Raw genomic sequence first — 25165 nt, 5'->3', positions numbered from 1 at the left:
TTGTCCTGTGATTCAGATGGCCCTGAGTTACCATCGCGATACATTTTCACCGTCGCCCCGTTTTTCATGGAACTCAGCTCCCCGTTAGCCCTGTACCAGCAGACCATCGTCGATCAAGGCTTCGTCAGTGACGCTGCTCAGCTGCGCGCTGTCGCCTTGCTGCAGCACTGCCACGAAGTCTTGCACGGCGCTGCCGAGGAGACGCCGCGCGGCGTCTATCTATGGGGACCGGTCGGGCGCGGCAAGACCTGGCTGATGGACATGTTCCATCGCAGCCTCAAGGTGCCGGCAAGGCGCCAGCATTTTCACCACTTCATGCGCTGGGTACACATTCGTCTGTTTCAGCTCAACGGCACGTCTGACCCGCTACAGGCGTTAGCGAGGGAGCTGAGCGAGGACGTGCGGGTGCTGTGTTTCGACGAGCTGTTCGTGGCGGATATCGGCGATGCGATCATCCTCGGCCGCCTGTTTCAGGGGATGTTCGAGCAGGGCGTGGTCATCGTTGCAACGTCCAACCAGCCACCGGATCGGCTCTATGCCGACGGTTTCAACCGCGAGCGCTTCCTCCCTGCCATCGAGGCGATCGAGCGCCACATGCATGTAGTGAACGTGGACGGTGGTGCTGATCATCGCTTGCGTCCAGGTGTAGGCGAGCAGCGTTACTGGGTCCGTGATCCCCACGAAGAGGGCGTGCTACGTTCGGTCTTCGACAGGTTGAACGGCGGGGCGACCGCTACGACAGAGCCGGCCCTCATCGGACGCCGGCCGCTGCAAGTCGTGTGCAATAGCGACTCCGTCCTTTGGTGTCGCTTTGCCGACCTGTGCGCACAGCCATTCTCGGCGTTGGATTTCATCGAGCTATGCGATCGCTACCAGGCGATCCTGATTGGCGATGTACCGCGGTTGGGCAGCGAACAGCGTGAAGGGCGCATTGCTCGTGGAACCGAGGATGGCGCGGCGCGGGTGGAAGCGGGGGATCGCGAGCTACCCAAGCTGGCTGCTCACGATGATAGCGTCCGGCGATTCATCGCGCTGGTGGATGAATGCTATGACCGGGGGGTGCCGCTGTATCTCGAAGCCCGGGTTGCCATGGACGAGCTTTACACCGAGGGCTATCTGTCTTTTGCCTTTCGCCGCACGCTGAGCCGATTGCGCGAGATGCAGTTGCAGCGTTTCGGTAGGGCCGATTAAGCCTCAGTCGCGGTAGAACACCTGTACCAGGTGATAACCGAACTGGCTTTTGACCGGGCCATGTATCTCGCGCAGGGCTTTCTTGAAAATGATCTGATCGATGCTGCGCACCATTTGTCCCGGGCGAACTTCGCCCAGGTCGCCGCCTTTCTTGCCCGACGGGCAGGTCGAAAATTTCTTGGCCAGCACATCGAAGGCTTCGCCGCTGGCGATGCGCTTTTTCAGCTGCGTGGCTTCGGCTTCGCCATGGCTTTTGCCATTGGGGTTCTCCTCGGATGCGGCGACGATTGTAGTTATTCAGCCCGGGAAACCGAAGCGTGAATCGAATGGGATCGACCTTTGGTCTGCAAACAAACCCGACGAACGGTGTGTATGGTTGCGACATGTTAGCGCTACCATTCGGCCACACAACCATAATGTGGCACAACGATGCCGCCGGAGACCGACAGTGGATTGCCACTCTCACAGCCAATTTCCCGCAAATCGCCGCGCTTTGGTGGTCATGGGCGTCAGTGGTTCGGGCAAGACCGAAACCAGCCATGCCGTGGCCGATGCCCTGGGCTTTCGACACATCGAAGCCGATCATTTCCATCCCGAAGAAAATGTTGCGCGCATGCGTGCCGGCACGCCCTTGTCAGATGCCGACCGGGTCGAGTGGCTGCAAAAGCTCGTCATCGAAATGCAACGTGCCATCGATGACGGCGTTGGCTTCGTCCTCGCCTGTTCTGCCCTGAAGCGCCGTTACCGCGACCTGTTGCGCGACGCCGTGCCTGGCCTGTGCTTTGCGCACCTTTCCATCGATTACGACACGGCTGTCCAGCGCGTTGGTGGACGGGCCGGTCATTTCATGCCGATTTCGCTGGTGGACAGCCAGTTCGCGACGCTTGAGTCGCCCGCAGGCGAGCCACACGTGCTCGTAGTGGATGCCAGCCAGCCGCGAGAGCAGGTTCTGAACGAGATCACCCGCTGGATGAATCAGGACGGCGGTTTGGCTATCAACGCCAGGGAAGACCTTTCCGCGGCTCCGCTTGATAGCGCTAACAAGCGCGGCGGCCAGCACGTCAGCCAGCCGGGCAATGAGACCAATGTTGAAGAGGTTGAGCCGAAGGGGGCCGAGCTGACCACCCGGCCAATCTATGGCGGCACGTTTGCTCAGGGCTTCGACCGGATTACGGACTGGCTGATGGCAGCGCTGCTGGCCTTCATGGTCGTCGTGGTGTTCAGCAGTGTGGTCCTGCGCTATGCCTTCGGTACTGGTTGGACGGGTGCCGAGGAGCTTTCGAGGCTGGCATTCGTCTGGCTGGTATTCGTCGGTGTGGCTTCGAGCATGCGCCGAGGCGAGCTGATGGCCTTCAGCATGATCCGTGACCGGTTTCCGCATCTGTTCCGCCGGTTGGTGGACTCGGTCAGCTGGATCATGGTCGCGGTGGCCAGTGGGTTGGCCGCGATGGGCGGATGGAACCAGATGCAGTTCGGCTGGACCATCAACAGCCCGGTGCTGGGGTATCCGCTGGCGGTGGCCATGGTTCCGGTCGCGGCCAGCATGGTCGCTCTCGCCGTCCTTGCGCTGATCCAACTGGTGAATGTCTGGCGTCGGCAGCCGCCGTTACCCATCGCCGAAGCCAACATAACGGTCGATTGATCCCTGATAACAACAAGGGCCTGCGCCCACCTGAGGTCCGTGCATGACTGTCGTCGTCTTCTTATCGTCATTGTTTGGCTTCATGGCCTTCGGTATGCCGATTGCCTTCGCGCTGATTCTTACCGGCGCGGTGCTGATGTGGTACCTGGATTTTTGGGATGTGCAGCTGCTGGCGCAGAACCTTCAGGCCGGTGCCGACAGCTTTCCGCTGTTGGCAGTGCCGTTCTTCATCCTGGCCGGCGAACTGATGAATGCGGGCGGCATCTCGCGCCGGATCATCAACATGGCGCAGGCCTACTTTGGCCACAAGCGCGGTGGCCTCGGCTACGTGGCGATTGCGGCATCGGTCCTGCTGGCCAGCATGTCTGGCTCGGCCCTGGCCGATACCGCAGCGCTGGCGACACTGTTGCTGCCAATGATGCGTGAGCGCGGCTATCCGCTGAGCTCCTCTTCGGGCCTGGTGGCCGCTGGCGGCATTATTGCGCCGATCATTCCGCCGTCGATGCCGTTCGTGATCTACGGCGTTGTCACCAACACCTCCATCAGCCAGCTGTTCCTTGCCGGTATGGTTCCCGGCCTGATCATGGGCGTAGGACTGGTGGTGGCCTGGACGCTGATCGCCCGCAGGATCGACGAACCCCCACAGGAAAAAGCCAGCGGAGCTGAACGCCGCAAGGCGCTGGTCGATGGCGCGGCTGCGCTGATGCTGCCGGTGATCATCGTGGGCGGCTTGCGTTTCGGCCTGTTCACGCCGACCGAGGCTGCTGTGGTGGCTGCAGTCTATGCATTGCTGGTGTCGACGCTGCTGTACCGCGAACTGAGCTGGAACGGTGTCATCGAGGTATTGACCCGCGCCAGCCGCACCACGGCATCGGTGATGTTCCTTTGCGCTGCGGCGATCGTCTCCGCCTACATGATTACGCTGGCCCAGCTGCCGGACGAAATCGCCACGATGCTGGGCCCGCTGGCGCAGGATCCGAAGTTGCTGATGGTCGCCATCATGGTGCTGATGATTGCAATCGGCATGGTGCTCGACCTGACCCCGACCATCCTGATTCTCGGGCCGGTGTTGGCGCCGATTGCAGTGAAGGCGGGGATCAACCCGGTGTACTTCGGCGTGATGTTTGTGCTGATCGGCTCGATCGGTCTGATCACACCGCCAGTCGGCACGGTACTCAACGTTGTCGGCGGAATAGGGCGGCTGCGCATGGAAACGCTGGTGCGCGGTGTCATCCCGTTCTTCCTCATCTATCTGGCCATCGTCGTCCTGTTGATAGCAGTGCCGTCGATCATCACCGTGCCGTTGGAATGGCTGCGGTGATGGACACGAGGCTTGAGCTTCAACCCTTCATTGCTAACAACAAAAGGTAAGTGAACATGAAACGATTGCTTATTGCGGCCCTGGCCGCCACTACGCTTAGCAGCGCTATCACCGCAGTGACCGCTCAGGCAGCCGACGATATCCGGCCTCGGATGATTCGCTTCGGCTACGGACTCAACGAAGACAGCAATCAGGGGCGCGCCGCGAAGCTGCTGGCCGAGGAGATCGCCAAGGCATCCGATGGCAAGCTCAAGGTGCGCACCTTCGGTTCTGCCAGCCTGGGGTCCGATGAGCAGATGCAGAACGCGCTGATGGGCGGCGCTCAGGAAATGATGGTCGGCTCCACGGCCACCCTGGTCGGTGTCGCTGAAGAGATGGCGGTCTGGGACACACCGTTCCTGTTCGAGAGCGAAAAGCAGGCCGACTACGTGCTGGATGGTCCGGTTGGCCAGAAGGTCATGGACGCGCTGGATGAAAAGGGTCTCGTGGGCCTGGCGTACTGGGAGAATGGCTTCCGCAATCTGACCAACAATGTGCGTCCGGTCGAGAAGATGGAAGATTTCGACGGTATCAAACTGCGGGTAATGCCAAACCCGGTGTTCATCGACACCTTCAAGCTGATGGGCGCGAATGCCGTCCCGCTGCCGTTCTCCGAGCTGTTCACGGCACTGGAAACCAAGGCAGTCGACGGTCAGGAAAACCCCTACAACACCATCCTCTCGTCCAAATTCTACGAGGTACAGAAGTACCTGAGCGTGACCAATCACGTGTACAGCCCATGGATCGTCACGGCATCCAGGCGCTGGTGGGATGGCCTGTCGAAAACTGAGCAGGACATCATCATGCAGGCGGCGCAGACGGCTCGTGATTTCGAGCGTGAGGACACCCGCGCCGAAGCCCGCCAAGCGCTGGCCAAGATCAAGGAGCAGGGCATGAAAGTGAACAAGGTCAGCGCGGAAGAAATCCAGCGTATGCGCGAGCAGGCTAAACCGGCCATCCAGACCGTGATCGATACGGTTGGCGAGCCGCTGTTCAACGAAGTACAGGCCGCGATCGAGAAAGCGCCGAAATAATCGGACGCGCCCCATGCAGACCTTTTTAAAACCCGGCGAGCGATAGCGTTCGCATGGCCTGCTTCGGGTGCCTTCCCGATATGGAATCTCCGCCCCCTTGCCGCTGGATCCCGTTATGAGTACTCGTCGTCGCCGTTCGCTGGAGCGGGCCACATTATCCGACGTGGCACGTACTGCCGGTTGCTCGCTGATGTCCGCTTCGCGTGCGCTATCGCAGCCCGAACGGGTATCGGACGCCTTGCGCGAGCGGGTGATGGCTGCGGTCAAAGCCTTGGGTTACGTCCCGCATACGGCGGCGCGAAACCTGGCGAGCGCACGTTCGAATCTTGTCGCGGTGATCATTCCCTCGCTGTCCAACGCGGTGTTCGTCGATACCGTCGAAGCCATTCAGCGCGTGCTGATGCCGGCGGGCTACGAGCTGATGATCGGCGTCAGCCATTACCATCCCGAAGAAGACGAGCGCCTGCTGCGCGCCTACCTCGCGCATCAACCGGCGGGGCTGCTGGTCACCGGCTTCGAGCGCAGCGATGCCGCGCGCGAAGTGCTCGGCAGCTACACCAGTCCCATCGTGACGCTGATGGAGCTGAGCGAAGCCGATGAGGAGTACTGCGTCGGTTTTTCCCAGCTTGAAGCCGGTGCGGCCATGACCCGCAAGCTGCTCGAACGCGGCTACCGCAACATTGCCTTTGCGGCGGCGCAGCTTGACCCCCGAACCCTGCAACGTGCCGAAGGTTATCGGCAGGTCATGCGCGAGGCCTTGCGGTACGATGCTGCACTTGAGCTGCTCACACCGCAGGTATCGTCCATCGGGCTGGGTGCCGAGTTGCTCGATCGGCTACTGGCGCAGCATCCCGAGATTGATGCGGTCTTCTTCAATAATGATGATTTGGCGTTGGGCGCCCTGTTTCGTGCTCGCCAGCTGAACTTGGCAGTGCCGGAGCGGTTGGCCGTTGCCGGCTTTAACGACCTGCCGGCCGCCGCCTGGATGCATCCGGCGCTGACCACCGTACGCACCATCCGCGGCGAGATCGGCAAGCTGGCTGGGCAAATGTTGCTGAGCCTGATGCGCGGCGAGTCGCCACCGCAACGGCGTATCGATGTGGGTTTTGAAGTGGTGATGCGCGAAAGCGCATGAGTCAAACCGGCACGCATTGCACGTGCCGGCCGATCTGGCATTTAAGCGGGCAAATCAGTCGGCCTGCTGCGCCGCCGTTACCTGCTGAGCGATCTCGATCATCTGTTCGCGCATCCAGCGGTTGGCCGGGTCCTGATCGGTGCTTTCGTGCCAGTAGATGTGAGTTTCCAACGGCGGGATATCCACCGGCAGTAGCACCTGATACAGGTCATGACGCCGGGCGAAACGCTCAGGGACGGTCACTGCCATATCGGTCTGCTGAATCACCTGGGTAGCCATCATGTAGTGCTGCGAGCGCAAGGCAATTTTGCGCTGTTGGCCCATCTTGCCGAGTGCCAGGTCAACCATGCCCAGCCCGCTGCGACGGCTGGAAATATGGATGTGCGACAGCGACAGGTATTCCTCGACGCTGAGCTTGTCCTTGGCCAGTGGGTGTCCGCGGCGCATGGCACAGACGTAGCGGTCCTCCAGCAGCTTGACGTGGCGCACCTGCGGATCGGTGTTCAGTGGTGCGTCCATGGCGAAATCCAGGCGCCCGGCCGCCAACTCCTTGGTGGTTTCGCGGCGCTTGGCGAGCATGCTTTCGATTTTCACGTTTGGCGCCAGTCGACGCAGGCGCTGGAACAACGGCGGCAGCACCACGGCCTCAGTTAGGTCGGTCATGCTGATTCGAAAGGTCTTGTTTGCCTGCAGCGGGCTGAAGGTGCGGCTTTCCTGCACCGAGATGCGCAGCAATTGCAGCGCGTTGCGCACAGGACCGATGATGTTCTGCGCCATCGGCGTTGGCACCATGCCTTGTGCGGTGCGCACAAATAGCGGGTCGTTGAAGGTTTCCCGCAGGCGGGCCAGTGCGTTCGAAACGGCTGGCTGGGTGATGCCGACGATCTGCCCGGCGCGGGTCAGGTTCGTTTCGGTGTAGATCGCGTCGAAGACGATGAAAAGATTCAGATCGACCTTGTTCAGGTTCATTATTGTGCGCTCCGGCGCGTATCAGAATTCGCCGATCATATATTGGTGATGAATGTTTATACACGAGGAAAATAGCTTAGATAAATCGCCAGGCCTCCTCTAGCATTCAAAACTACAAAACATTACCTGCCAGAAGGTTGTCGCCCATGGATTTCGCCTACTCCCCGAAGGTTCAAGAGCTGAGAGAGCGCGTGCAAGCGTTCATGGATGCTCACGTCTATCCCGCCGAAAAAGTTTTCTACCAGCAGGTCGCCGAAGGCGATCGCTGGCAGCCGACGGCCATCGTCGAGGAGCTCAAGGCCAAGGCCAAGGCAGAGGGGCTGTGGAATCTGTTCCTGCCGGAATCGGAGCTGGGCGCCGGGCTGAGCAACACCGAATATGCGCCGCTGGCAGAAATCATGGGCAGCTCGGGTCTCGGCCCGGAAGCGTTCAACTGCTCGGCGCCGGACACCGGCAACATGGAAGTGCTGGTTCGCTACGGCAGTGAAGAACAGAAGAAGCAGTGGCTCGAACCCCTGCTGCGCGGTGAAATCCGTTCAGCATTCGGCATGACCGAACCGGGCGTGGCCTCATCGGATGCGACCAACATGGAAGCGCGCGCGGTACGTGAAGGGGACGACTGGGTCATCAACGGCCGCAAATGGTGGACCTCCGGTGCTTGCGATCCGCGCTGCAAGGTCATGATCTTCATGGGACTGACCAACCCGGACGCGTCGCGCCACCAGCAGCACTCGATGATCCTCGTGCCGATGGATGCGCCGGGTCTGAAAGTGCTGCGTCCGCTGCCGGTGTTCGGCTACGACGATGCCCCGCACGGCCACGCCGAGGTGCTGCTGGAAAACGTTCGCGTGCCATACGAGAACGTGCTGCTGGGTGAGGGCCGAGGCTTCGAGATTGCTCAGGGCCGCCTCGGCCCGGGCCGTATTCACCACTGCATGCGCTCTGTCGGTGTAGCCGAGCGCGCGTTGAAACTGTTGTGCGAGCGCTCGGTGAACCGCACGGCGTTCGGCAAGCCGCTGGCCCGGCTGGGTGCGAACTTCGACCACATCGCCGAATGCCGTATCGAGATCAACATGGCGCGCCTGCTGACGCTCAATGCCGCGTACATGATGGACACGGTGGGCAACAAGATCGCGGCGAGCGAGATTGCCCAGATCAAGGTTGTGGCGCCAAACGTTGCGCTGAAGGTGATCGACCGCGCCATTCAGATTCACGGCGGCGCTGGGGTTTCCGAGGACTTCCCGCTGGCCCACTGGTGGGCCATGCAGCGCACCTTGCGTCTGGCGGACGGCCCGGACGAGGTACACCGCGCTTCGATCGCCAAGCATGAGTTGGGCAAGTATTTCCCGCGGGAAATGTTGCGTAGCCGCTGACGGTTGGCTGGCGTTACCAGGAAGGCAGAGCGGTAGCGCATGGCTCTGCCTTTTTTATGTTTGTTTTCGCGCTGCAAGCGGAATATGGAGAGTATTAGCTTGCGTCTGCTGGCACCTGCAGTGCGGTGGCGTTGATTCGCGAGCACGCTCGGCCCTGCAGCAGACGGCTCGGATCGCCAGCGAGCTGGCTCCAGGTGAACAACTGACTCGCTTTTGTAGGAGATCCCCCGTCGTCCAGGCGCCGCGCTGTCGCGCAGCAAACTGTAGGAGCCAGCTTGCTGGCGATGCTTTTGATCTGCAGATATCGCCAGATCGCCAGCAAGCTGGCTCCAGGGTTCGTTTTCTGATCTAATTTCTATATATAAAACAACGAGTTATTTCTTGTTTGATGAGACGAGCTTCGCTTCTCAATGTAAAGACCATGCTCAATTCCTCACGCGCAACCGTCGTCAGACCCGGCGCTGTGTTCTGATCGTAGGTGCTGCTAACCAGACCTCGATAGTGTGGCATTGGTTAGCCGGCGCGCGCGGTCAATCCCAGCCTTCCACCTCGACGGAATTTCTGATCGATCCCGGCGTTCGGGAAAAGCGCGGTGCGGGTGCGGCGTGCAGGGCGCCGTCGATGTCGCGATAAACGCCACGTTGTTGCATGTGCGGGTGTTGCGCGGCTTCTTCCAGCGTGAGCACTGGTGCGAAGCACGCGTCGGTGCCTTCGAGCAGGGCGCACCATTGGGCTTGGGTTCGGCTGGCGAACAGCGCGGCGAGCTGTTCGCTTTGCTCCGGCCATTGCGCCGGGTTGTTGCAGCCTTCACACAAGGATTCGGGCGCATCGATGCGCTGCATCAGCTCGGCCAGGAACTGCGGCTCCAGCGGCCCGACGGCGATGTCGCGGCCGTCGGCACAGGTGTAGCAGCGGTAATGCGGTGCGGCTCCCGACAGCAGATTGCGGTCGCGCTGCAGCGAGATGGCGCCGCTGGGCAGCAGCCCGGCGAAGAAGCTCATCATCGAGGACACGCCATCGACGATAGCGGCATCGACCACCTGACCCTGGCCTGACCGTTCCCGCTCCCACAATGCAGCCATGATTCCGAACGCCAGATACAGCGAGCCGCCGCCAAAGTCGCCAACCAGGTTGAGTGGCGGAATCGCTGGGCCTTCGCGATTTCCGATCGCAGCCAGTGCGCCGGTGATGGCGAGGTAATTGATGTCGTGGCCGGCGCTTTTGGCCAATGGGCCGGTCTGGCCCCAGCCGGTCATGCGGCCATAAACCAAACGCGGGTTGCGCCCGAGAACCTGCTCAGGTCCGAGCCCCAAACGCTCCATCACGCCGGGCCGAAAACCTTCGATCAGCACATCCGCATCTTCGGCCAGCGCTAGGCAGCGCTCGCGTCCGGCGTCGGTGCGGATATCCAGCGTCAACCGTTTACGGCCGCGATCCACGACTGGGTTGGGCCAGCCATTGCCGCCGTCCCGTTCGATTCGGATGACCTCCGCACCGAGATCGGCGAGCAGCATCGCGCAGTGTGGGCCGGGGCCGATGCTGGCGAATTCCAGCACGCGAAGGCCGAGCAGGGGACCTTGGCGGGGTCGTGATTTGTCCATCGACATCGGTAGCTCCCGAGGTTTAGTGCATCGATCAGGCAGATAACCCGGCGAAGCGAGATCCGCCTGCATTGTTATTCGTAGGATGGGTGCAACCCATCAGGTCGTTCCGACAGAGCAACGCATAGCTGGCGGCACGTGCTGGCATTTTGATTGGCGGTGCGGCCTATTGATGGGTTGCACCCATCCTACGTTTTGTAGCTCGGCAGTGATTTCCTATTGCATCATCGGTGAACACCCGGGACGGCCTGCCAGGAGGTCCCCCCTGCGTCGTATTCGATGGTTGCAACCCATCAGGTCGTTCCGACAGAGCAACGCATAGCTGGCGGCACGTGCTGGCATCTTGATTGGCGGTGAGGCCTATTGATGGTTTCACCCATCCTACGTTTTGTAGCTCGGCAGTGATTTCCTAATGCATCATCGGTGAACACGCGGGACGGCCTGCCAGGAGGTGCCCCCTGCGTCGTACTCGTAGGATGGGTGCAACCCATCTCGGGCGGTCTAGCTGCCCACGGCGCTCGCGCTCATTCCAAGCAGGTGGTTGCGGTAGCGGTCGCGCAGGGTCTTCTTGTCGATCTTGCCGGTGGCCGTTAGCGGCACGGCATCGAAGATCACCGCGTCGGGCATCCACCACTTGACGATCTGCGGCTCGAGGTAGGCGAGAACGGCTTCGGCGCAGACTTCGGCGTCATCGTGGGCTTCGATGATAAGAATCGGGCGCTCCTCCCATTTCTCGTGCGTCACGCCGACCACCGCAGCGATGCGCACGCCAGGGCAGCCCGCGGCGATGTTTTCGATGTCGATGGAACTGATCCACTCGCCGCCGGATTTGATCACGTCCTTGCTGCGGTAGGTGATGCGCATGTAACCGTTGGGGTCCAGCGTCGCGATGTCGCCGGTGTCGAACCAGCCGTTTTCGTCCAGCGCGCTGGAATCGCTGCGAAAGTAGCGCTCGACAGTCCAGGGTCCGCGCACCAGCAGGGCGCCGGAGCTGGTCCCGTCATGCGGTAGTTCGTTGCCCGCTTCGTCGACGATTTTCATCTCGATGCCAAACTGCAAGCGGCCCTGGCGGGTCCAGATAGCCTCGTTGGTGGCCGCTTCGCCCATGGCGGCGAGCTTGGGTGTCGGGGTGGCGACCACGCCGAGCGGGCTGGTTTCGGTCATGCCCCAGAGCTGGCGGACGCTGACGCCGTAGCGGGTCTCGAATTTCTCGGCGAGGGCCCTGGGCACGGCCGATCCGGCGATGACCAGACACTTGAGCTGGCCGGTATTCTCGCCGGTGCGCTCCAAATAATCGAGGTACATGGTCCAAATCGTCGGCACGCCCCCGGAGAAGGTTACGCCTTCGGTCTGGATCAGCTCCTGCAGACTGGCGCCGTCCATCTTGTCGCACGGCAGCACGAACTTGCAGCCATTGATTGCCGCGGTAAACGGCACGCCCCAGGCGGTCGCGTGGTAGAGCGAGGAACAGGGCATGATGCAGTCGAACGCGGAGAAGCCGAAGGCACCGGTGAGCCCCGCTGCCATGGCGTGCAGGACGACGGAGCGATGGCTGTAGACCACGCCTTTCGGGTTGCCGGTGGTGCCGGAGGTGTAGCACAGCATGGCGCCTGCATCTTCGTCGAACTGCGGCCAGTCGGTGACTGACTGTTCCTGAGCGATCAGCGTTTCGTAACTCAGCGCGCCGACCTTGCCCGGTTCGGTGCGCTGGGCATCGGACAGCATGATGAAGGTATGGGCCTTTTCCAGGTGCGGACGCACGCGCTCGACCAGGGCCAGGAAGCTGCGATCGAACAACAGCACGCCGCTACCTGCGTGGTTGAGCGTATAGATGATCTGTTCGTCCGGCAGCCGTGGGTTGGCCGTGTGGAGCACGGCGCCGATGCCCGGTACGGCGAAGAACAGCTCGAAGTGACGATGGGTATTCCAGGCCAGCGATGACACCAGGTCGCCGGGCTTGACCCCCAGGCTGCGCAACATGTTGGCCGCCTGGCCGGTGCGTTTCGCCAGGCCGGCGTAGTCGTAGCGCCACAGGGGCTCGTCCACCAGCCGCGAGACAACCTCTCGGTCGCCATGGGCGAGGGCGGCGTGGGTCAGGATGCCGCTGATCATCAGCGGGGTCTGCTGCATCGTACCTTTTAGCATCTTCGTATCCTTCTTATTGTTGTCTGGATGGCGGCCGCGCTTGCCGCCGCGCTTGGCGTCATCTCGCTCGGAATACTGCTTCGAGGTGTTTCGTTCTTCAGTTTCTCAAGGTCGGGCCCTGATCGCCAGCAAGTTGGCTCCTACAAGGGTGGGATACCGAAATTGATCAGGGCCGCAGACCATCGATAGCAGCTCGATGAAGTGTAGGAGCCAGCTTGCTGGCGATCCGTACCGCACGGCTTCCTGATGGGTAGCAACCCTGGGCTTGCCCTAATTTCCCGCCACAAGAGAGTTGATCACAACCCGTAGTGATTCAACTCCCTCGCAATCAACAGCCGCTGAATTTCACTCGAGCCTTCATAAATCTGCGTGATGCGCGCATCGCGATAATAACGCTCGACGGGGTAGTCCTCCAGATAGCCGTAGCCGCCGTGGATCTGCATGGCTTTGGAACACACGTACTCGGCGACTTCCGAGGCGAAGAGCTTGGCCTGGGAGGCTTCGGACAGGCACGGCAGATTGGCGCTGCGCAGGCGCGCCGCATGCAGGATCAGCAGGCGCGCCGCGTTGAGCCGGGTATGCATATCGGCGAGCATGTTGGCCACGCTCTGGTGCTCGATGATCGGCTTGTCGAACTGGATGCGTTCACGGGCATACACCAGCGCCGCCTCGAATGCCGCACGGGCGATACCCAGCGCCTGGGCGCCGATGCCGATGCGACCGCCTTCGAGATTCGACAGGGCAATGGCCAATCCCTTGCCGCGCGGGCCGAGCAGGTTGGCCTCGGGAATGCGGCAGTCGCGCAAGGTGACGCCGCAGGTGTCCGAGGCGCGGATGCCCAGCTTCTTTTCCATGCGATCGACAACAAAGCCGGGGTTGTCGGTGGGCACCAGAAACGCGGACAGGCCTTTCTTTCCCAGGTCCGGATCGGTAACGGCGAAGACGATGGCGATCTTGGCGCGCTTGCCGTTGCTGACGAACTGCTTGGCGCCGTTGATGATCCACTCGCCGTTTTCGAGCACGGCGCGGGTGCGCAGGTTGTGCGCCTCGGAGCCGGCCTGGGGCTCGGTCAGGGCGAAGCAGCCGATGGCACGACCGGCGGCCAGATCCGGCAGCCATTCATCCTGCTGCTCCGGCGTGCCGTATTTGAGGATCGGGCCGCAGCCGACCGAGCTGTGAATGCTCATCAACGCCCCGATGGCGCCGTCACCGGCGGAGATTTCCTCGACCGCCAGGGCGTAGGCGACATAGTCGATATAGGTGCCGCCCCATTGCTCGGGCACGATCATGCCCAGCAGCCCCAGTTCGCCCAGTTGCGTCACGGTGTCATCGCCGATCCAGCCGGCCTGTTCCCACGCCTGGGCCTTCGGTGCGATCTCGGCGCGGGCGAAGTCGCGCGCCATGTCGCGGATCATCCGTTGTTCTTCGCTCAGTTCGATGTCTTGCATAAAATCAGTTCCTAGTCGGCGAAGAAGGCCGCCACGCGTTCTGGCGTCACTTCCTCCAGCGTAGGCGGGTTCCAGCGCGGGTTCTTGTCCTTGTCGACGATCAGCGCGCGAACGCCTTCGATGATGTCGCCCTGATCGAACCACTGTCGGTCCAGATGCAGCTCCATGGCGAAGCATGCCGCCAGCGACAGCGTACGTCCGCGCCTGAGCATTTCAAGCGTGACGCTGAGCGAAAGCGGCGAACGGCTGTCAATCACTTTCAGGGTTTCGGCCGCCCAGTCGCGATACTCGGGTCGCGTCTCTTCGGCTAATGACTGGCGGATAGCCTCGACGCTGTCATGCGCGAAATGCTTGTCGATGGCTGGGGCGAGCGCGGCGAAGGGCGGGTCCGGCAGTTCGGTGCAGCCCATCGAAACCAGCAGGTTGGTCAGCGCCTGCAGCGGCGGCATGGACCAGTCCTGCTGGTCGAGGCATCGTTCGAGTTCGGCGAATCGCTCGTGCGGCACGCTGTAATCGGCGAGACCGGCGTACAGCGCGTCGGCCGAGCCGACGTGGTTGCCGGTCAGGCCCATGTAGATGCCAAGGTTGTTCGGCAGGCGCGACAGGAAGTAGCTGCCGCCGACATCAGGGAAATAGCCGATGCCGACTTCCGGCATGCCCATGCGCGTGCGTTCGGAGATCACCCGCAGCGACGCGCCCTGAACCAGCCCCATGCCGCCACCCAGGACGAAGCCATTGATCAGCGCCATCAGCGGTTTGGTATACGCATGAATGTACTGATCGAGCGCGTATTCCTCCTCGAAAAACGCGCGGTGCAGGCTGTCGCCATTCTTGTAGCTGTCGTACAGCGAGCGGATGTCACCCCCGGCGCAGAAGGCTTTCTCGCCTGCGCCGCGCAGCACCACGGCCACCACGTCCTGGTCGTCGGCCCAGTGCTGCAACTGGCGGTGCAGCATCCTCACCATCTCCAGGGTGATGGCATTCAGCCCGGCGGGGCGGTTCAGCGTAAGATAGCCGACGCGATTGCGTACCTCGATCAGTACCGGCGCTTCTGCCTGGGTCATGTCTAGTCCTCTTGGCGGTAGAGTTTGATGATCGCGGAGAAGTCCAGCCCACCGTGGCCTTGCCGGCTGAAGGCCTGGTACAGCTGCTGCGCGAGACCACCGAGGATAACCGGCTGGTGCACCTGTTTGGCCGCTTCGCTGGCCAGCCCGAGGTCCTTGAGCATGAGATCGGTGCCGAATCCGCCGCTGTAGCCGCGCGAGGCCGGGCCGTTCTCCAGTACGCCAGGGAAGGGGTTGTTGATCTCCGAGGCCCAGCATCGGCCACTGGATGAGTTGATGATTCCGGCCAGAACCTTGGCGTCCATCCCCAGCGCGACGCCCAGGGACATGGCTTCGGCCACGCCGATCATCGAGATGCCCAGCAGCATGTTGTTGGCGACCTTGGCCACTTGCCCGTTGCCGGTGTCGCCGCAATGGACGATGTTCTTGCCCATTGCGGCGAGGATCGGCTGCGCCTTCTGGAAGTCCGCCTCGCGGCCGCCGACCATGAAGGTCAGGGTGCCTGCGGCGGCGCCAACGGTGCCGCCCGAAACCGGCGCGTCGAGCATCGGGTTGCCATTCTGCGCAGCGGCCGCTGCGACTTCCCTTGCGGACATCGGGTCGATGGTGGAGGAGTCGATCAGCACTACGCCGGACGGAACGTGCGCGAGCAGCCCGTCCTCACCGAGGTAGACCTGCTTCACATGTGCTGCGGCAGGCAGCATGGTGATGATGGCTTCGACGCCCGCCTGGGCGACAGCAGCGGGTGAGGTCGCTTCTTTTGCGCCGGCTTCGACCAGCGCGGAGACCGCCGCAGCGGATAGGTCGAAGACGCTGACCTGATGGCCGGCCTTGAGCAGGTTGTGGGCCATTGGCCCGCCCATGTTGCCGAGTCCTAGAAAACCGATATGCATGGCCGTTTCCTTCTTGTTCTGTTTGACGGCTGAATCGGCGCCGCGCAGTTAGCGAGGCGCCAACCCGTTACTTGAGCGTGATGGTGGTATTCACCGGACCGCCGACTTCGTTCTCGTCGAACCAGCGCTGGGTGACGGTCTTGGTCTGGGTGTAGAACTGCACCACCTGCTTGCCGTAAGGGCCGAGGTCGCCGAGCTTGGAAGCGCGTGAGCCGGTAAAGGAGAACATCGGCACCGGCACCGGGATCGGCACGTTGATGCCCACCTGGCCGACGTCGATCTCTTCCTGGAAATGTCGGGCTGCCGCACCGGAACGGGTGAAGAGGGCGGTGCCGTTGCCGTTGGGGTTGGCGTTGATCAGCTCGATGGCTTCATCGAGCGTGTCGGCCTGCATCACGCAGAGCACCGGTCCGAAGATCTCTTCACGGTAGATGCTCATTTCTGGCTTCACACCGGAGAAAATGGTCGGCCCGACGAAGTTGCCCTTGTCATAGCCGGCCACCTGCGGGTTGCGGCCGTCCAATACCAGCTCAGCGCCCTCGGACACGCCGCGCTCGATCAGCGAGCTGATGCGATCCAGCGCTGCGCAGGACACCACCGGGCCGACATCGGTGCCGCTTTCGGCGCCGGCGTTGACCTTCAACGTCTTGGTCTTGGCGACCAGGTCCGGCAGCCAGCTCTGCGCTTCGCCCACGAGGATCAGCACCGACAGCGCCATGCAGCGCTGACCCGCGGCACCAAACGCCGCACCGGCCAGGTTGTTGAGCGTCTGCTCCTTGTGGGCGTCGGGCAGGATGATGCCGTGGTTCTTCGCACCCATCATGCACTGCACTCGCTTGCCAGCCTGGCTGGCGCGGTTGTAGACGTGGGTGCCGACTTTGGTCGAGCCGACGAAGGAGACGGCCTTGATGTCCGGATGGTCGCAGATCAGATTCACCGCATCGGCGCCGCCATGGATGACGTTGAGCACGCCCGGCGGTACACCCGCTTCAAGCGCCAGTTCGGCGAGACGCATGGTCACCATCGGATCCTGTTCGGACGGCTTGAGGACGAAGGTGTTACCGGTGGCGATGGCCATCGGAAACATCCACAGCGGGATCATCGCCGGAAAGTTGAAGGGTGTGATGCCGGCGCAGACCCCCAACGGCTGCAGCAGGGTATAGGTATCGACGCCCGTGGCGACGTTATTCGCCAGCTCGCCCAGCTGCAGGTTGCCGATGCCGGCGGCGTGCTCGACGACTTCCAACCCCCGGAACACATCGCCCTCGGCATCGGGCAGCGTCTTGCCCTGCTCGGCGGTGAGGATCGCCGCCAGCTCTTTCATGTGTTCACGGATCAGCTGCTGGTACTTGAGGAAAATGCGCGAGCGCGCGCCGATGGGCGTCTTGCGCCAGGTCTTGAAGGCTTCCTTGGCACTGGCAATGGCGGCATTCATTTCCGCTTCGGTAGCGAAAGGCACGCGGGCCAGGACCTCCTGAGTCGCCGGGTTGATGATGTCGCGCCAGTTGCTGGTGGACGACTCCATCAGCTCACCGCCGATCAGGAGTTTGACTGTGGGGATGGCACTTGACTGGGTCATGGCGTGTCCTAGCGACTGTTGTTGTTCGGATAGGCAAATCGATGGAACTGTTGTGATCCTAGAGTGCATATTTGTCAACATCAATACGGCTTGATGCATAGCCTGTCTGCATGAATGCACAGGCTATCCTTGCGACGGATACGGCGGGGTTGCTGAAGTTCGCCGCCTCGTTTGGTTCGGTAAACGCTGCTCGCGGACATCCGTCGACTGGCCGTGAAAGGTGCTGATGCGATTGCAAATATCCCCTGCGCGAACCCGGCAACCGATTGCCTTGCGGATTCGCTGCCGTTCGATGATCGCGGATTCGACGTCATCCATGGGCGCGTGCATGCTCGACGCCAACGGTGCTGTGCAGCGCTACAGCGGATGGCCGATCAGTTGTGCGGCGGTGTGTTAGCCAGTCGCTGACGCCTGCGGATGGTGCGATACGATGGCGAGCCGATGCAGAGAGATTGCCGCTACCGACCTGAAAATCCCCGGCACGGCGGTATTAACCGAAGGCGCTGATGTCCAGGCCCGATGGGTCAGCATTCTGCTTGGTATTGATTGGAAAAAACGCGCTGACGAGCCGGTGCGAACAGGACTATGCCGGTTCTGGCGCGCGGCAGTCGGCGAGCAGCTGCTTGGTGAAGAACATCTGTTGCGACTCGAGGTTGAACAGTTCAGGCGAGAACAGCCAGCTGTGGGTAATGCCCATAAGGCTTGCATAGACAAATAGCGCGCGGCTGTGTGGCTTGGCTGTGCCAGGGTCGCTGCTTGGGCTTGCGGCTTCGATGAGCGTTTCCAGCAGCGTAACGATGTCGCGTGTCAGTTTGCGCTCACGCGCGAGGGTATCGGCCATCTGCTCGGTGAATTCGGTCTTGTTCAACAAGATCTCGAATGATTGCCGGTGCCAGCGATCCTCCAGCAACAGGCGAAACCATTCGCTGACGAAATGCTCGAGAGCCTCCAGCGGCCGCTCGGCCATGCCCTGGCTCTGGGTAATCAGTTTTTCCAGCGGCTGCTGGGAAAATCCCAGAACCGCCTGGTACAACTCATCCTTGTTCTTGAAGTGCCAGTAGATCGGTCCGCGGCTGAAGCCTGCTTCATCGGCGATCATCGCCAGGGTCGTGTTGGAATAACCGTTTTTGCTGAACAGCTCCAGCGCGGCGGCGATGATCTTCAGGCGGGTTTGTTCGGCGTCTTCTTTGGTGCGGCGCATGAGCTTGATCGTTGAGAGTGGGGGCGAGCGAACGCGAGCTGCCAGCTTCAGGTACAAGCTGGCAGCCAGCACCTTTTACAACTTCCCGTCCGCCGCCATCTGCATGTAGGTGGTATCGAAGCGCAGTTTGACGTTGGCATCGGAGCCGAGCAACGTGTCGCCCGGCATGGCGATGCCGACGAAATCTACCGAGTCGGCGCCGTCGCCGAGCAGGCCGTGATCGAAGGAGAACCGGCGAACGCTGTCCATGGCCTGGTAGGCCTCGTCGCTTTCGATGAAGGCCAGCGAAGCGGCCGGCTTCCAGAACATCTTCATGCCCTTGAGCTGGCTTTCGTAACCGGCTTGATCGGTGCCCGATGCCTGTCCCAGGGCCGCTCGTGCCTTGGCGCCTTCCTCGGTGTCGCTTTCGAGGATGCCCATCACCTCATACCAGGCGCCTACCAGCGCTTTGCCGAAGTCCGGGTTGTCCGCCAGGGTTTCGCTGTTGACGATGGTCAGGTCCTTGATATGGCCCGGGATCTGGCTGGAGTCGAAGGCCTTGTGCGCGCCGGGCATGGCGGCGACTTCGTCCAGCAGCGGATTCCAGGTGACGACGTTGCGCACGTCGTCGGTGCTGAAGGCGGCGACCAGATCGGCATCCGAGGTGTTCACCACCTGCACGTCGCGCTCGCTCATGCCGACGCTGTCCAGTGCCTGGGCCAGCAGGTAATGCGAGACCGACAGCTCGACCAGATGAATCGGCTGGCCTTCGAGCGATTTCAGATCGGCACTGTCCTTCATCACCAGACCGTCGTTGCCGTTGGAGTAGTCACCGACGATTAGGGCCGTGGTGTCTACGCCGCCGGCAGCCGGGATCGAGAGCGCATCCATGCTGGTGGCGACTACGCCGTCGAACTGGCCCGCGGTGTACTGGTTGATCGATTCGACGTAGTCGTTGATCTGGGTGATGTTCACCTCGATCCCGTACTTGTCGGCCCATTTCTTCATGATTCCCGATTCGTTGGCGTACTGCCACGGCATCCAGCCGGCGTAGATGGTCCAGGCGATGGCAAAAGTTTTCTTTTCCTCGGCCTGCGCGGCAAAAGGCGAAAGGGCTGCAAAGATCACGGCGCCGGCACAGAGTGCCCGCTTGAACGTATTGGCTTGCATGGTGAATCTCCTTTTCAGCGAGTCAGAAGAATTTCAGGTAGCGCTGGATTTCCCAGTCGGAAACATGGGTGTGGTAGGCATTCCATTCGTCGCGCTTGTAGTCGACGAAGGCCTGGTACATGGCATCGCCGAATACCTGGCGCGACAGCGGGTCGGCCTCGAAGGCGTCGATGGCTTCGGACAGCGTGCGCGGCAGGGTCTCGATACCCATGTCCGCGACGTCCTTTTCGCTGTAGTCGTACATGTTCTCGCGGTGCGGCTGGCCCGGCTCGAGCCTTTCACGTACCCCTTCGAGACCAGCGGCAAGGATCATCGCGGCGCCGAGATAAGGGTTGCAGCCGATATCGGCGGCGCGACATTCCACGCGCGCGCCCTGGGACGGAATACGCAGCATGTTGGTGCGGTTGTTGTTGCCGTAGCAGACGAACACCGGTGCCCAAGTCGAGCCGGACATGGCGCCCTTGCGAATCAGCCGCTTGTAGCTGTTCACCGTTGGCGCGATGACCGCGCAGATCGCCTTGGCGTGTTTCAGGACGCCAGCGATGAAGTGGTAGGCGAGCGGGGTGACACCGCAGCCGTGCGGGTCCTCACCGTCCACCTCAAAGAGGTTTTTGCCAGACGCCAGGTCCGCCAATGACATGTTGTAGTGCGCGCCGCTGCCGGTGCGCTGCGCGGACGGCTTGGGCATGAAGGTGGCGAAGGCGCCATGCTTGCGGGCGATCTCGTTGGCCATCATGCGGAAGAACACGAAGCGGTCGGCCATGGTCAGCGCGTCGGCGTACTTGAAGTCGGTTTCGAACTGGCCGTTGGCGTCTTCATGGTCGAACGAGTAGACGCCCCAGCCCATCTCGTTCATGGCTTCCACCATCTCGTCGATCACCGGCAGGTTGTCCATCAACAGGCGCGGGTCGTAGCAGGGCTTGGCTGCGGTATCACGATCGCTGAGTGGGGCGAAGCCACCGTTCGGGGTGTCCTTGTAGAGGAAGAACTCGGTCTCGATGCCCAGATTGAAGCTGTAGCCCATCTCGGCCGCAGCGTCGGTCTGGCGCTTGAGAATGCCGCGCGAGCAGGCGTCGAACGGCTTGCCGTCCAGGTAGAGGTCACTGGCGAACCAGGCCAGGCTGCGATTCCAGCTGCACTGGGTGGCGCTGGCCGGATCGGGCATCGCCGCTACTTCGTTATCGCTGATCTGCTGCGGCACGCCGTCCAGCGCCGCCCCGGTATACAGCTCCGAGCCACGCAGCATCTGGCCGAGATGCGCCAGTGGCACGAACTTGCCTTTGATCACGCCGTGCATGTCCACGTAGCTGGCCATGGCGTACTTGACGCCTTTGTCCTGCAGGCTCTGTTTGAGTTCGTCGATCTGGGAAAGCGGAAAGGTCGTCATGGTGGGAAATCCCTTGCTGAATTCGGGCCAGCGTTACGCGCTGTGGCACGAATCCTTCATCCAATATACATGCCAGCGTGTATAGAAAAGATGCTGCAAGACCTGCCGGGACACCCGCCAATGCTGCTCAGAGGAACTGCAAGTGCTTGAGATAGAAAGGGAAAAAAGATTCATCGAGCTGGGCGATCTAGTGCTAGAAAGGGGCCAGACTTTGCCGAAAGCGCGGCTCTGCTATCAGGTCGTCGGCTCGCCGAATGCACAGCGAGACAACATCGTGCTGATTCCCAGCTACTACGGTGGATCGCATTGGGGCAGTCTGCCCCTGCTTGGTGCGGGCAGTCCCCTGGCCAGTGGTGACTACTGTGTGGTGTTGACCAATCTGTTCGGTGCCGGCTGGTCCAGCTCGCCGAGCAATGCCACCGCAGGGCAGGGCGGTGCGGATTTTCCGCACATCACGCTGGCGGACAACGTGCGTGCGCAACGCCTGTTGCTCGACCAGCTGTTCGGCCCGACATGGCAATTGTCCTTGGTCACCGGCTGGTCCATGGGCGGAATGCAGGCGCTTTACTGGGCGCTGCTGTTCCCTGAAAAAGTGCACCGCATCCTGCCGTTTTGCTGTACGGCGCGCTGCTGGCCGCACAATTTCGTCTTCCTCGAAGGTGTGAAGGCGGCTCTGCAGGCCGATTCGGCGTGGCAGGGTGGGCGTTATATCGAGCCGCCCGAGCGCGGCTTGCGAGCCTTCGGCCGCGCCTATGCCGGCTGGGCTTACTCGCAGGCGTTCTTTCGCGCCGAGCAGTGGCGTGAGCTGGGTTTCAGCAGTCTCGACGCCTTGCTCGACTATTGGGAACAGGACCACCTGGAGCAGGACGCCAACGATCTGCTTTGCGTGCTGGACACCTGGCAATCAGCCGATCCGTCCGCGCTGCCCGGGTTTGGCAGCCTGGGCGCGGCACTGTCCCAGCTCTCTGCGCGGGCGATCATCATGCCCAGCAGCACCGATCTCTATTTCACCGTTGAAGACGCGCGACACGAAGCCTCGTTGATGCCCAACGCCGAGCTGCGTGTACTGCAGTCTGACTGGGGCCACTGCGCCGGCGGGCCAGGGCGCAGCCCCGACGCCATGGCGCAAGTGTTCTCAGCGATGCGGGCGCTGCTGCGATCTTGAGGATCCGGTTGGGCGAGTGACGTAAAGGTAGCTCCTGGCTGATTGCAGCTGGTTACGCCGGGCAGCTTTCGGCCAAAGCAGCCACTTAACAGATCTTAGATATGATGTGGCCGGCGCCTAAAACTTACCAATTGTTACGTGCAAGCGATTAGCGAGTCATTGCACGTAACAAGACAACTTTCCGCCTCTTAGTCGTGAGAATGACCGTGACTTTCGACTTCAGCTTGCGTCTCCGGCTCGCTGCCGCCACACGCCGACAGCAGACCTAGTAAACAAACCAGCAGCAGGGAGCTGCTCAGCATAATTGAGTTTTTCGTGATGTATTCCTTCAATCTCGATCTTAGATGTAAAAGCCCCAGCGCCTATTACGCTGGGGTTATTTGTCTTAGATAACGCGTTTGACGCTCAGGTACTCACCCTTGGTCTTCAGCGTAATCGTCACGTCTCTGTTGGTTCGGTTACGCCAGAACCAGCCGTGGGTGCCATCGAAAATGGCAGTGAATTCGCCTTTATCACCTTTGACCTGCTTGGCCTTGCTGTAGCTGTGGTAATAGCCCTTGGGGCCGTTGTAGGGCTCGCCATGGGTGTCGTGATTGACCGGAACGCCATTGGTTGCCCACTCGTAGCTGACCGTGGCCTTGTCCAGCATCTCCAGCTTAATTTCACTGGCCTCGCCCGGCTTCAGCGTGACAGTCATTTCATCAGTCTTTAGGGCTTGCTGTGGCTCTGCTACCGGCTCGGCCACAGGTACTGCCGCAACTTGCTCCTGAGGCGCCACCGGACTTGGCGCGGGGGCTTGTACGACCGGGGCCGCCGCTGGCTGAACAGCTGCATCCGCAGCCGCTTCTTCGGCGAGTATTTCTTTCATTTCACCCATCTGGGTCAGGCCCAGTACGCGGCCGACGCCCGTGGGGTCGATGGCATATTCAGAAGGCATCACTACGGTGACCAGTAAGGCTGCGGCAACACCCACGGCGATCACAGTGGAGCGCAGCAGCTGGCGGCTGGTCGGCAATTCACTCTGGGTTGGAAGCTTGGTATTGAACATGCTGAGAATTCCTTACTGAGAGACGATCAGGCCGGTGAGCTGGTAACCCATCAAGAGGAAACCGGCGCTCATCATGGCGACGTTGGCGGTGTAAGCATGGCGCCAGAAGCTGGCAGTGCGTCGCCAGTAGCCCATGACGATCAAAATAGCGCTCAGCGCCAGTAGCTGGCCAATTTCCACCCCGACGTTGAAAGCGATCAGGTTGACAACCAGGCCATCCGCCGAGATCTCGTACTCCTGGATTTTGGTCGCCAGGCCGAAGCCATGCAGCAAACCAAAGATCAGCGTGGCCGCCTTGGTATTGGGCTGATGGCCGAACCAGCGCTGGAAGGCGCCCAGGTTATCCAGCGCCTTGTACACCACCGAAAAACCGATGATGGCGTCGATCACATAGGAGCTGATGGTGATTTCCGCCAATACACCGAGCAGCAGCGTCACGGTGTGGCCCACGGCGAACAGGGTGACGTAGAGACCCACGTCTTTTAGGCGGTAGAGAAAGAAGATCACTCCAAAGAGAAACAGCAGATGGTCGTAGCCGGTGATCATGTGCTTGGCGCCCATGTAAATGAACGGCAGCACCATCACCCCGGAGCTTTCCTGGATAAAGCCCTTGTCGCCCTCGGCAACAGCGTGGGCCAGCGCGTCAGGCATGCCGAGAAACAGCAATGCAGTGAACAAGAGCAGCAGTATTAGCGAGCGGTATGGGCGCGCGTAAAACGCGCCCATACCGCACATGGATAACGAATGCATGGTTGAGTCCTAAGTGACAGTGGTCTTGGCCGCATAACGGCCTGTGTCAGAGCGCGAATCTTGGGCGTGGTGGCCGCTCGATCAGGAAGATCGGACTGGGAGGGATGGCGTAGCGCGTGGCTTCTATCGGCTGCGGACGCTCTGGCAGCGTACTGACGGTGAGAAGCGTGGTCAGGTATGGCGTTTCGTGCACGTGGTCGACGGTAAGCGTGGAGTGGTAGTGATCTGCGCATCTGGCACAGACCGAAATACCCGTGCTGTGGGAATGAGCATGAGCACGGTCCTCGCCGTTCCACGCACCTTGGCTCACCCCAGGGCCAAGCGCGGCGCTATGCCCGGCCCATGCCATTAGCATGACGAGGGCTAGGACAAACGTTAACTGAGCGCTAACCGGTTTACTGAGCATGTTGTGTCTTCGATTACAGATTCGGCGGGCCACCCGACGACAACGGCCGGTTTGCCATATCCCCCCCGGGGGGATAGGATCGAAGCGTAAGTCATCGAGGCATGAGACTCAAGGCATGAGCGATCAAGAACACGCCCATCAGCACCAAAGTCATAGCGATATCGTCAAAAGGTTGAAGCGTGCCGAAGGCCACCTGCGCAGCACTGTCGGCATGATCGAGGCTGGTCGCCCCTGCGTGGACCTTGCCCAGCAGCTACACGCAGTAGAAAAAGCGATCTGTCAGGCCAAGCGCACTTTGATCCAGGACCACATCGATCACTGTCTGGAGCATGCGCTCGCGGCCGCCGAAAAGGGGGACATCACCGCGCTGAGCGACTTCAAACAGATCACCAAGTACCTCTGATCTTCTTTCGCAGCACCGCGGAGCACGTCATGACCTGGATAGTGACCAAGTACCTGATCACTGCACTGATGGTGGTCTTGGTATCTACTGGGTGGCCTGTCCTGGGACTGTTTGTAGCCGTTCACGACCGTCCGCTTTTGGACGGCGGCAGCCATTCTTGAATGCCGCGCTAAGCATCAGGTCAGACGGGCCGCGCGGGTGGGGAGCTTGCGCGGCCAGTCG

At 61.3% G+C, this 25165-nt stretch carries 21 protein-coding genes; 8 read left to right on the top strand and 13 right to left on the bottom strand.

Annotated elements, in window-relative coordinates; all coding sequences use genetic code 11:
- Positions 1-66 precede the first annotated feature (66 nt).
- The gene (zapE, locus tag NA637_RS10725) at positions 67-1191 is read left to right on the top strand and encodes a cell division protein ZapE (RefSeq protein ID WP_256072250.1); all 1125 of its coding nucleotides are present in this window, start codon (positions 67-69) and stop codon (positions 1189-1191) included.
- 3 nt (positions 1192-1194) lie between these two features.
- Here zapE and NA637_RS10720 read toward each other — a convergent pair whose 3' ends face one another.
- Positions 1195-1479: a peptidylprolyl isomerase gene (locus tag NA637_RS10720; protein WP_256072249.1), complete on the bottom strand. Its 285-nt coding sequence runs from the start codon at positions 1477-1479 to the stop codon at positions 1195-1197.
- 214 nt (positions 1480-1693) lie between these two features.
- On the opposite strand from NA637_RS10720, the gene NA637_RS10715 reads away from it, so the two are divergent.
- From NA637_RS10715 to NA637_RS10700, 4 genes are all read left to right on the top strand, one after another.
- Positions 1694-2833 carry a gluconokinase, GntK/IdnK-type gene (locus NA637_RS10715; RefSeq protein WP_256072248.1) on the top strand — a complete coding sequence of 380 codons (1140 nt, stop codon included), beginning with the start codon at positions 1694-1696 and terminating at the stop codon, positions 2831-2833.
- A 43-nt stretch (positions 2834-2876) separates the two neighbouring features.
- Entirely contained in the window at positions 2877-4154 is a 1278-nt protein-coding gene (locus NA637_RS10710) for a TRAP transporter large permease (RefSeq protein WP_256072244.1), read from the top strand.
- Positions 4155-4210: 56 nt separating this feature from the next.
- Complete coding sequence (locus tag NA637_RS10705) at positions 4211-5227, top strand: TRAP transporter substrate-binding protein (protein WP_256072243.1); 1017 nt, start codon at positions 4211-4213, stop codon at positions 5225-5227.
- Between the two features lie 115 nt (positions 5228-5342).
- Positions 5343-6362, top strand: a complete 1020-nt coding sequence (locus tag NA637_RS10700) for a LacI family DNA-binding transcriptional regulator (protein WP_256072242.1) — start codon at positions 5343-5345, stop codon at positions 6360-6362.
- Positions 6363-6416: 54 nt separating this feature from the next.
- Here NA637_RS10700 and NA637_RS10695 read toward each other — a convergent pair whose 3' ends face one another.
- Positions 6417-7331 carry a LysR family transcriptional regulator gene (locus NA637_RS10695; protein ID WP_256072241.1) on the bottom strand — a complete coding sequence of 305 codons (915 nt, stop codon included), beginning with the start codon at positions 7329-7331 and terminating at the stop codon, positions 6417-6419.
- A 146-nt stretch (positions 7332-7477) separates the two neighbouring features.
- On the opposite strand from NA637_RS10695, the gene NA637_RS10690 reads away from it, so the two are divergent.
- Positions 7478-8704 (top strand): acyl-CoA dehydrogenase, encoded by a 1227-nt coding sequence (locus NA637_RS10690; protein ID WP_256072240.1) that lies wholly within the window; start codon positions 7478-7480, stop codon positions 8702-8704.
- Positions 8705-9234: 530 nt separating this feature from the next.
- Here the strand turns inward: NA637_RS10690 and NA637_RS10685 are convergent.
- From NA637_RS10685 to glnT, 9 genes are all read right to left on the bottom strand, one after another.
- Entirely contained in the window at positions 9235-10305 is a 1071-nt protein-coding gene (locus NA637_RS10685; RefSeq protein ID WP_256072247.1) for a CaiB/BaiF CoA transferase family protein, read from the bottom strand.
- Positions 10306-10806: 501 nt separating this feature from the next.
- Positions 10807-12450: a long-chain fatty acid--CoA ligase gene (locus NA637_RS10680; RefSeq protein ID WP_423836721.1), complete on the bottom strand. Its 1644-nt coding sequence runs from the start codon at positions 12448-12450 to the stop codon at positions 10807-10809.
- Positions 12451-12746: 296 nt separating this feature from the next.
- Positions 12747-13898: an acyl-CoA dehydrogenase family protein gene (locus NA637_RS10675; RefSeq protein ID WP_256072239.1), complete on the bottom strand. Its 1152-nt coding sequence runs from the start codon at positions 13896-13898 to the stop codon at positions 12747-12749.
- 11 nt (positions 13899-13909) lie between these two features.
- The gene (locus tag NA637_RS10670; RefSeq protein ID WP_256072238.1) at positions 13910-14962 is read right to left on the bottom strand and encodes an enoyl-CoA hydratase/isomerase family protein; all 1053 of its coding nucleotides are present in this window, start codon (positions 14960-14962) and stop codon (positions 13910-13912) included.
- A 2-nt stretch (positions 14963-14964) separates the two neighbouring features.
- On the bottom strand, positions 14965-15855 hold the full coding sequence (gene mmsB / locus NA637_RS10665) for a 3-hydroxyisobutyrate dehydrogenase (protein WP_256072237.1): 891 nt from the start codon (positions 15853-15855) through the stop codon (positions 14965-14967).
- Positions 15856-15922: 67 nt separating this feature from the next.
- Positions 15923-17434: a CoA-acylating methylmalonate-semialdehyde dehydrogenase gene (locus tag NA637_RS10660; RefSeq protein WP_256072236.1), complete on the bottom strand. Its 1512-nt coding sequence runs from the start codon at positions 17432-17434 to the stop codon at positions 15923-15925.
- Positions 17435-18017: 583 nt separating this feature from the next.
- The gene (locus NA637_RS10655) at positions 18018-18635 is read right to left on the bottom strand and encodes a TetR family transcriptional regulator (protein ID WP_256072235.1); all 618 of its coding nucleotides are present in this window, start codon (positions 18633-18635) and stop codon (positions 18018-18020) included.
- A gap of 75 nt (positions 18636-18710) precedes the next feature.
- A complete protein-coding gene (locus NA637_RS10650; RefSeq protein WP_256072234.1) occupies positions 18711-19784 on the bottom strand; it encodes a putative urea ABC transporter substrate-binding protein in 1074 nt (357 codons plus the stop codon).
- 22 nt (positions 19785-19806) lie between these two features.
- Positions 19807-21171: a type III glutamate--ammonia ligase gene (glnT, locus tag NA637_RS10645; protein WP_256072233.1), complete on the bottom strand. Its 1365-nt coding sequence runs from the start codon at positions 21169-21171 to the stop codon at positions 19807-19809.
- 142 nt (positions 21172-21313) lie between these two features.
- Here glnT and NA637_RS10640 point away from each other — a divergent pair, with 142 nt between their 5' ends.
- Positions 21314-22336: an alpha/beta fold hydrolase gene (locus NA637_RS10640; protein WP_256072232.1), complete on the top strand. Its 1023-nt coding sequence runs from the start codon at positions 21314-21316 to the stop codon at positions 22334-22336.
- Between the two features lie 385 nt (positions 22337-22721).
- Here the strand turns inward: NA637_RS10640 and NA637_RS10635 are convergent, their stop codons facing one another.
- Together NA637_RS10635 and NA637_RS10630 are read right to left on the bottom strand one after the other, a co-directional pair.
- Positions 22722-23384 (bottom strand): transmembrane anchor protein, encoded by a 663-nt coding sequence (locus NA637_RS10635; RefSeq protein WP_256072231.1) that lies wholly within the window; start codon positions 23382-23384, stop codon positions 22722-22724.
- 12 nt (positions 23385-23396) lie between these two features.
- Complete coding sequence (locus NA637_RS10630) at positions 23397-24134, bottom strand: HupE/UreJ family protein (protein ID WP_256072230.1); 738 nt, start codon at positions 24132-24134, stop codon at positions 23397-23399.
- Positions 24135-24655: 521 nt separating this feature from the next.
- On the opposite strand from NA637_RS10630, the gene NA637_RS10625 reads away from it, so the two are divergent.
- Entirely contained in the window at positions 24656-24943 is a 288-nt protein-coding gene (locus tag NA637_RS10625) for a metal-sensing transcriptional repressor (protein ID WP_256072229.1), read from the top strand.
- Positions 24944-25165: the final 222 nt, after the last annotated feature.

Source organism: Stutzerimonas stutzeri (assembly GCF_024448935.1).
GTDB classification, from domain to species: Bacteria; Pseudomonadota; Gammaproteobacteria; order Pseudomonadales; family Pseudomonadaceae; genus Stutzerimonas; species Stutzerimonas stutzeri_AO.
This window is presented reverse-complemented; position numbering and strand designations above follow the sequence as displayed.

Coding starts and splice junctions, on each gene's coding strand:
- NA637_RS10670 (WP_256072238.1), bottom strand. CDS start 14,962: ATGACCCAGGCAGAAGCGCCGGTACTGATCGAGGTACGCAATCGCGTC.
- NA637_RS10625 (WP_256072229.1), top strand. CDS start 24,656: ATGAGCGATCAAGAACACGCCCATCAGCACCAAAGTCATAGCGATATC.
- NA637_RS10710 (WP_256072244.1), top strand. CDS start 2,877: ATGACTGTCGTCGTCTTCTTATCGTCATTGTTTGGCTTCATGGCCTTC.
- NA637_RS10705 (WP_256072243.1), top strand. CDS start 4,211: ATGAAACGATTGCTTATTGCGGCCCTGGCCGCCACTACGCTTAGCAGC.
- NA637_RS10655 (WP_256072235.1), bottom strand. CDS start 18,635: ATGCGCCGCACCAAAGAAGACGCCGAACAAACCCGCCTGAAGATCATC.
- NA637_RS10650 (WP_256072234.1), bottom strand. CDS start 19,784: ATGCAAGCCAATACGTTCAAGCGGGCACTCTGTGCCGGCGCCGTGATC.
- mmsB (WP_256072237.1), bottom strand. CDS start 15,855: ATGCATATCGGTTTTCTAGGACTCGGCAACATGGGCGGGCCAATGGCC.
- NA637_RS10675 (WP_256072239.1), bottom strand. CDS start 13,898: ATGCAAGACATCGAACTGAGCGAAGAACAACGGATGATCCGCGACATG.
- NA637_RS10690 (WP_256072240.1), top strand. CDS start 7,478: ATGGATTTCGCCTACTCCCCGAAGGTTCAAGAGCTGAGAGAGCGCGTG.
- NA637_RS10695 (WP_256072241.1), bottom strand. CDS start 7,331: ATGAACCTGAACAAGGTCGATCTGAATCTTTTCATCGTCTTCGACGCG.
- glnT (WP_256072233.1), bottom strand. CDS start 21,171: ATGACGACCTTTCCGCTTTCCCAGATCGACGAACTCAAACAGAGCCTG.
- NA637_RS10635 (WP_256072231.1), bottom strand. CDS start 23,384: ATGTTCAATACCAAGCTTCCAACCCAGAGTGAATTGCCGACCAGCCGC.
- NA637_RS10660 (WP_256072236.1), bottom strand. CDS start 17,434: ATGACCCAGTCAAGTGCCATCCCCACAGTCAAACTCCTGATCGGCGGT.
- zapE (WP_256072250.1), top strand. CDS start 67: ATGGAACTCAGCTCCCCGTTAGCCCTGTACCAGCAGACCATCGTCGAT.
- NA637_RS10700 (WP_256072242.1), top strand. CDS start 5,343: ATGAGTACTCGTCGTCGCCGTTCGCTGGAGCGGGCCACATTATCCGAC.
- NA637_RS10715 (WP_256072248.1), top strand. CDS start 1,694: ATGGGCGTCAGTGGTTCGGGCAAGACCGAAACCAGCCATGCCGTGGCC.
- NA637_RS10685 (WP_256072247.1), bottom strand. CDS start 10,305: ATGGACAAATCACGACCCCGCCAAGGTCCCCTGCTCGGCCTTCGCGTG.
- NA637_RS10630 (WP_256072230.1), bottom strand. CDS start 24,134: ATGCATTCGTTATCCATGTGCGGTATGGGCGCGTTTTACGCGCGCCCA.
- NA637_RS10680 (WP_423836721.1), bottom strand. CDS start 12,450: ATGCTAAAAGGTACGATGCAGCAGACCCCGCTGATGATCAGCGGCATC.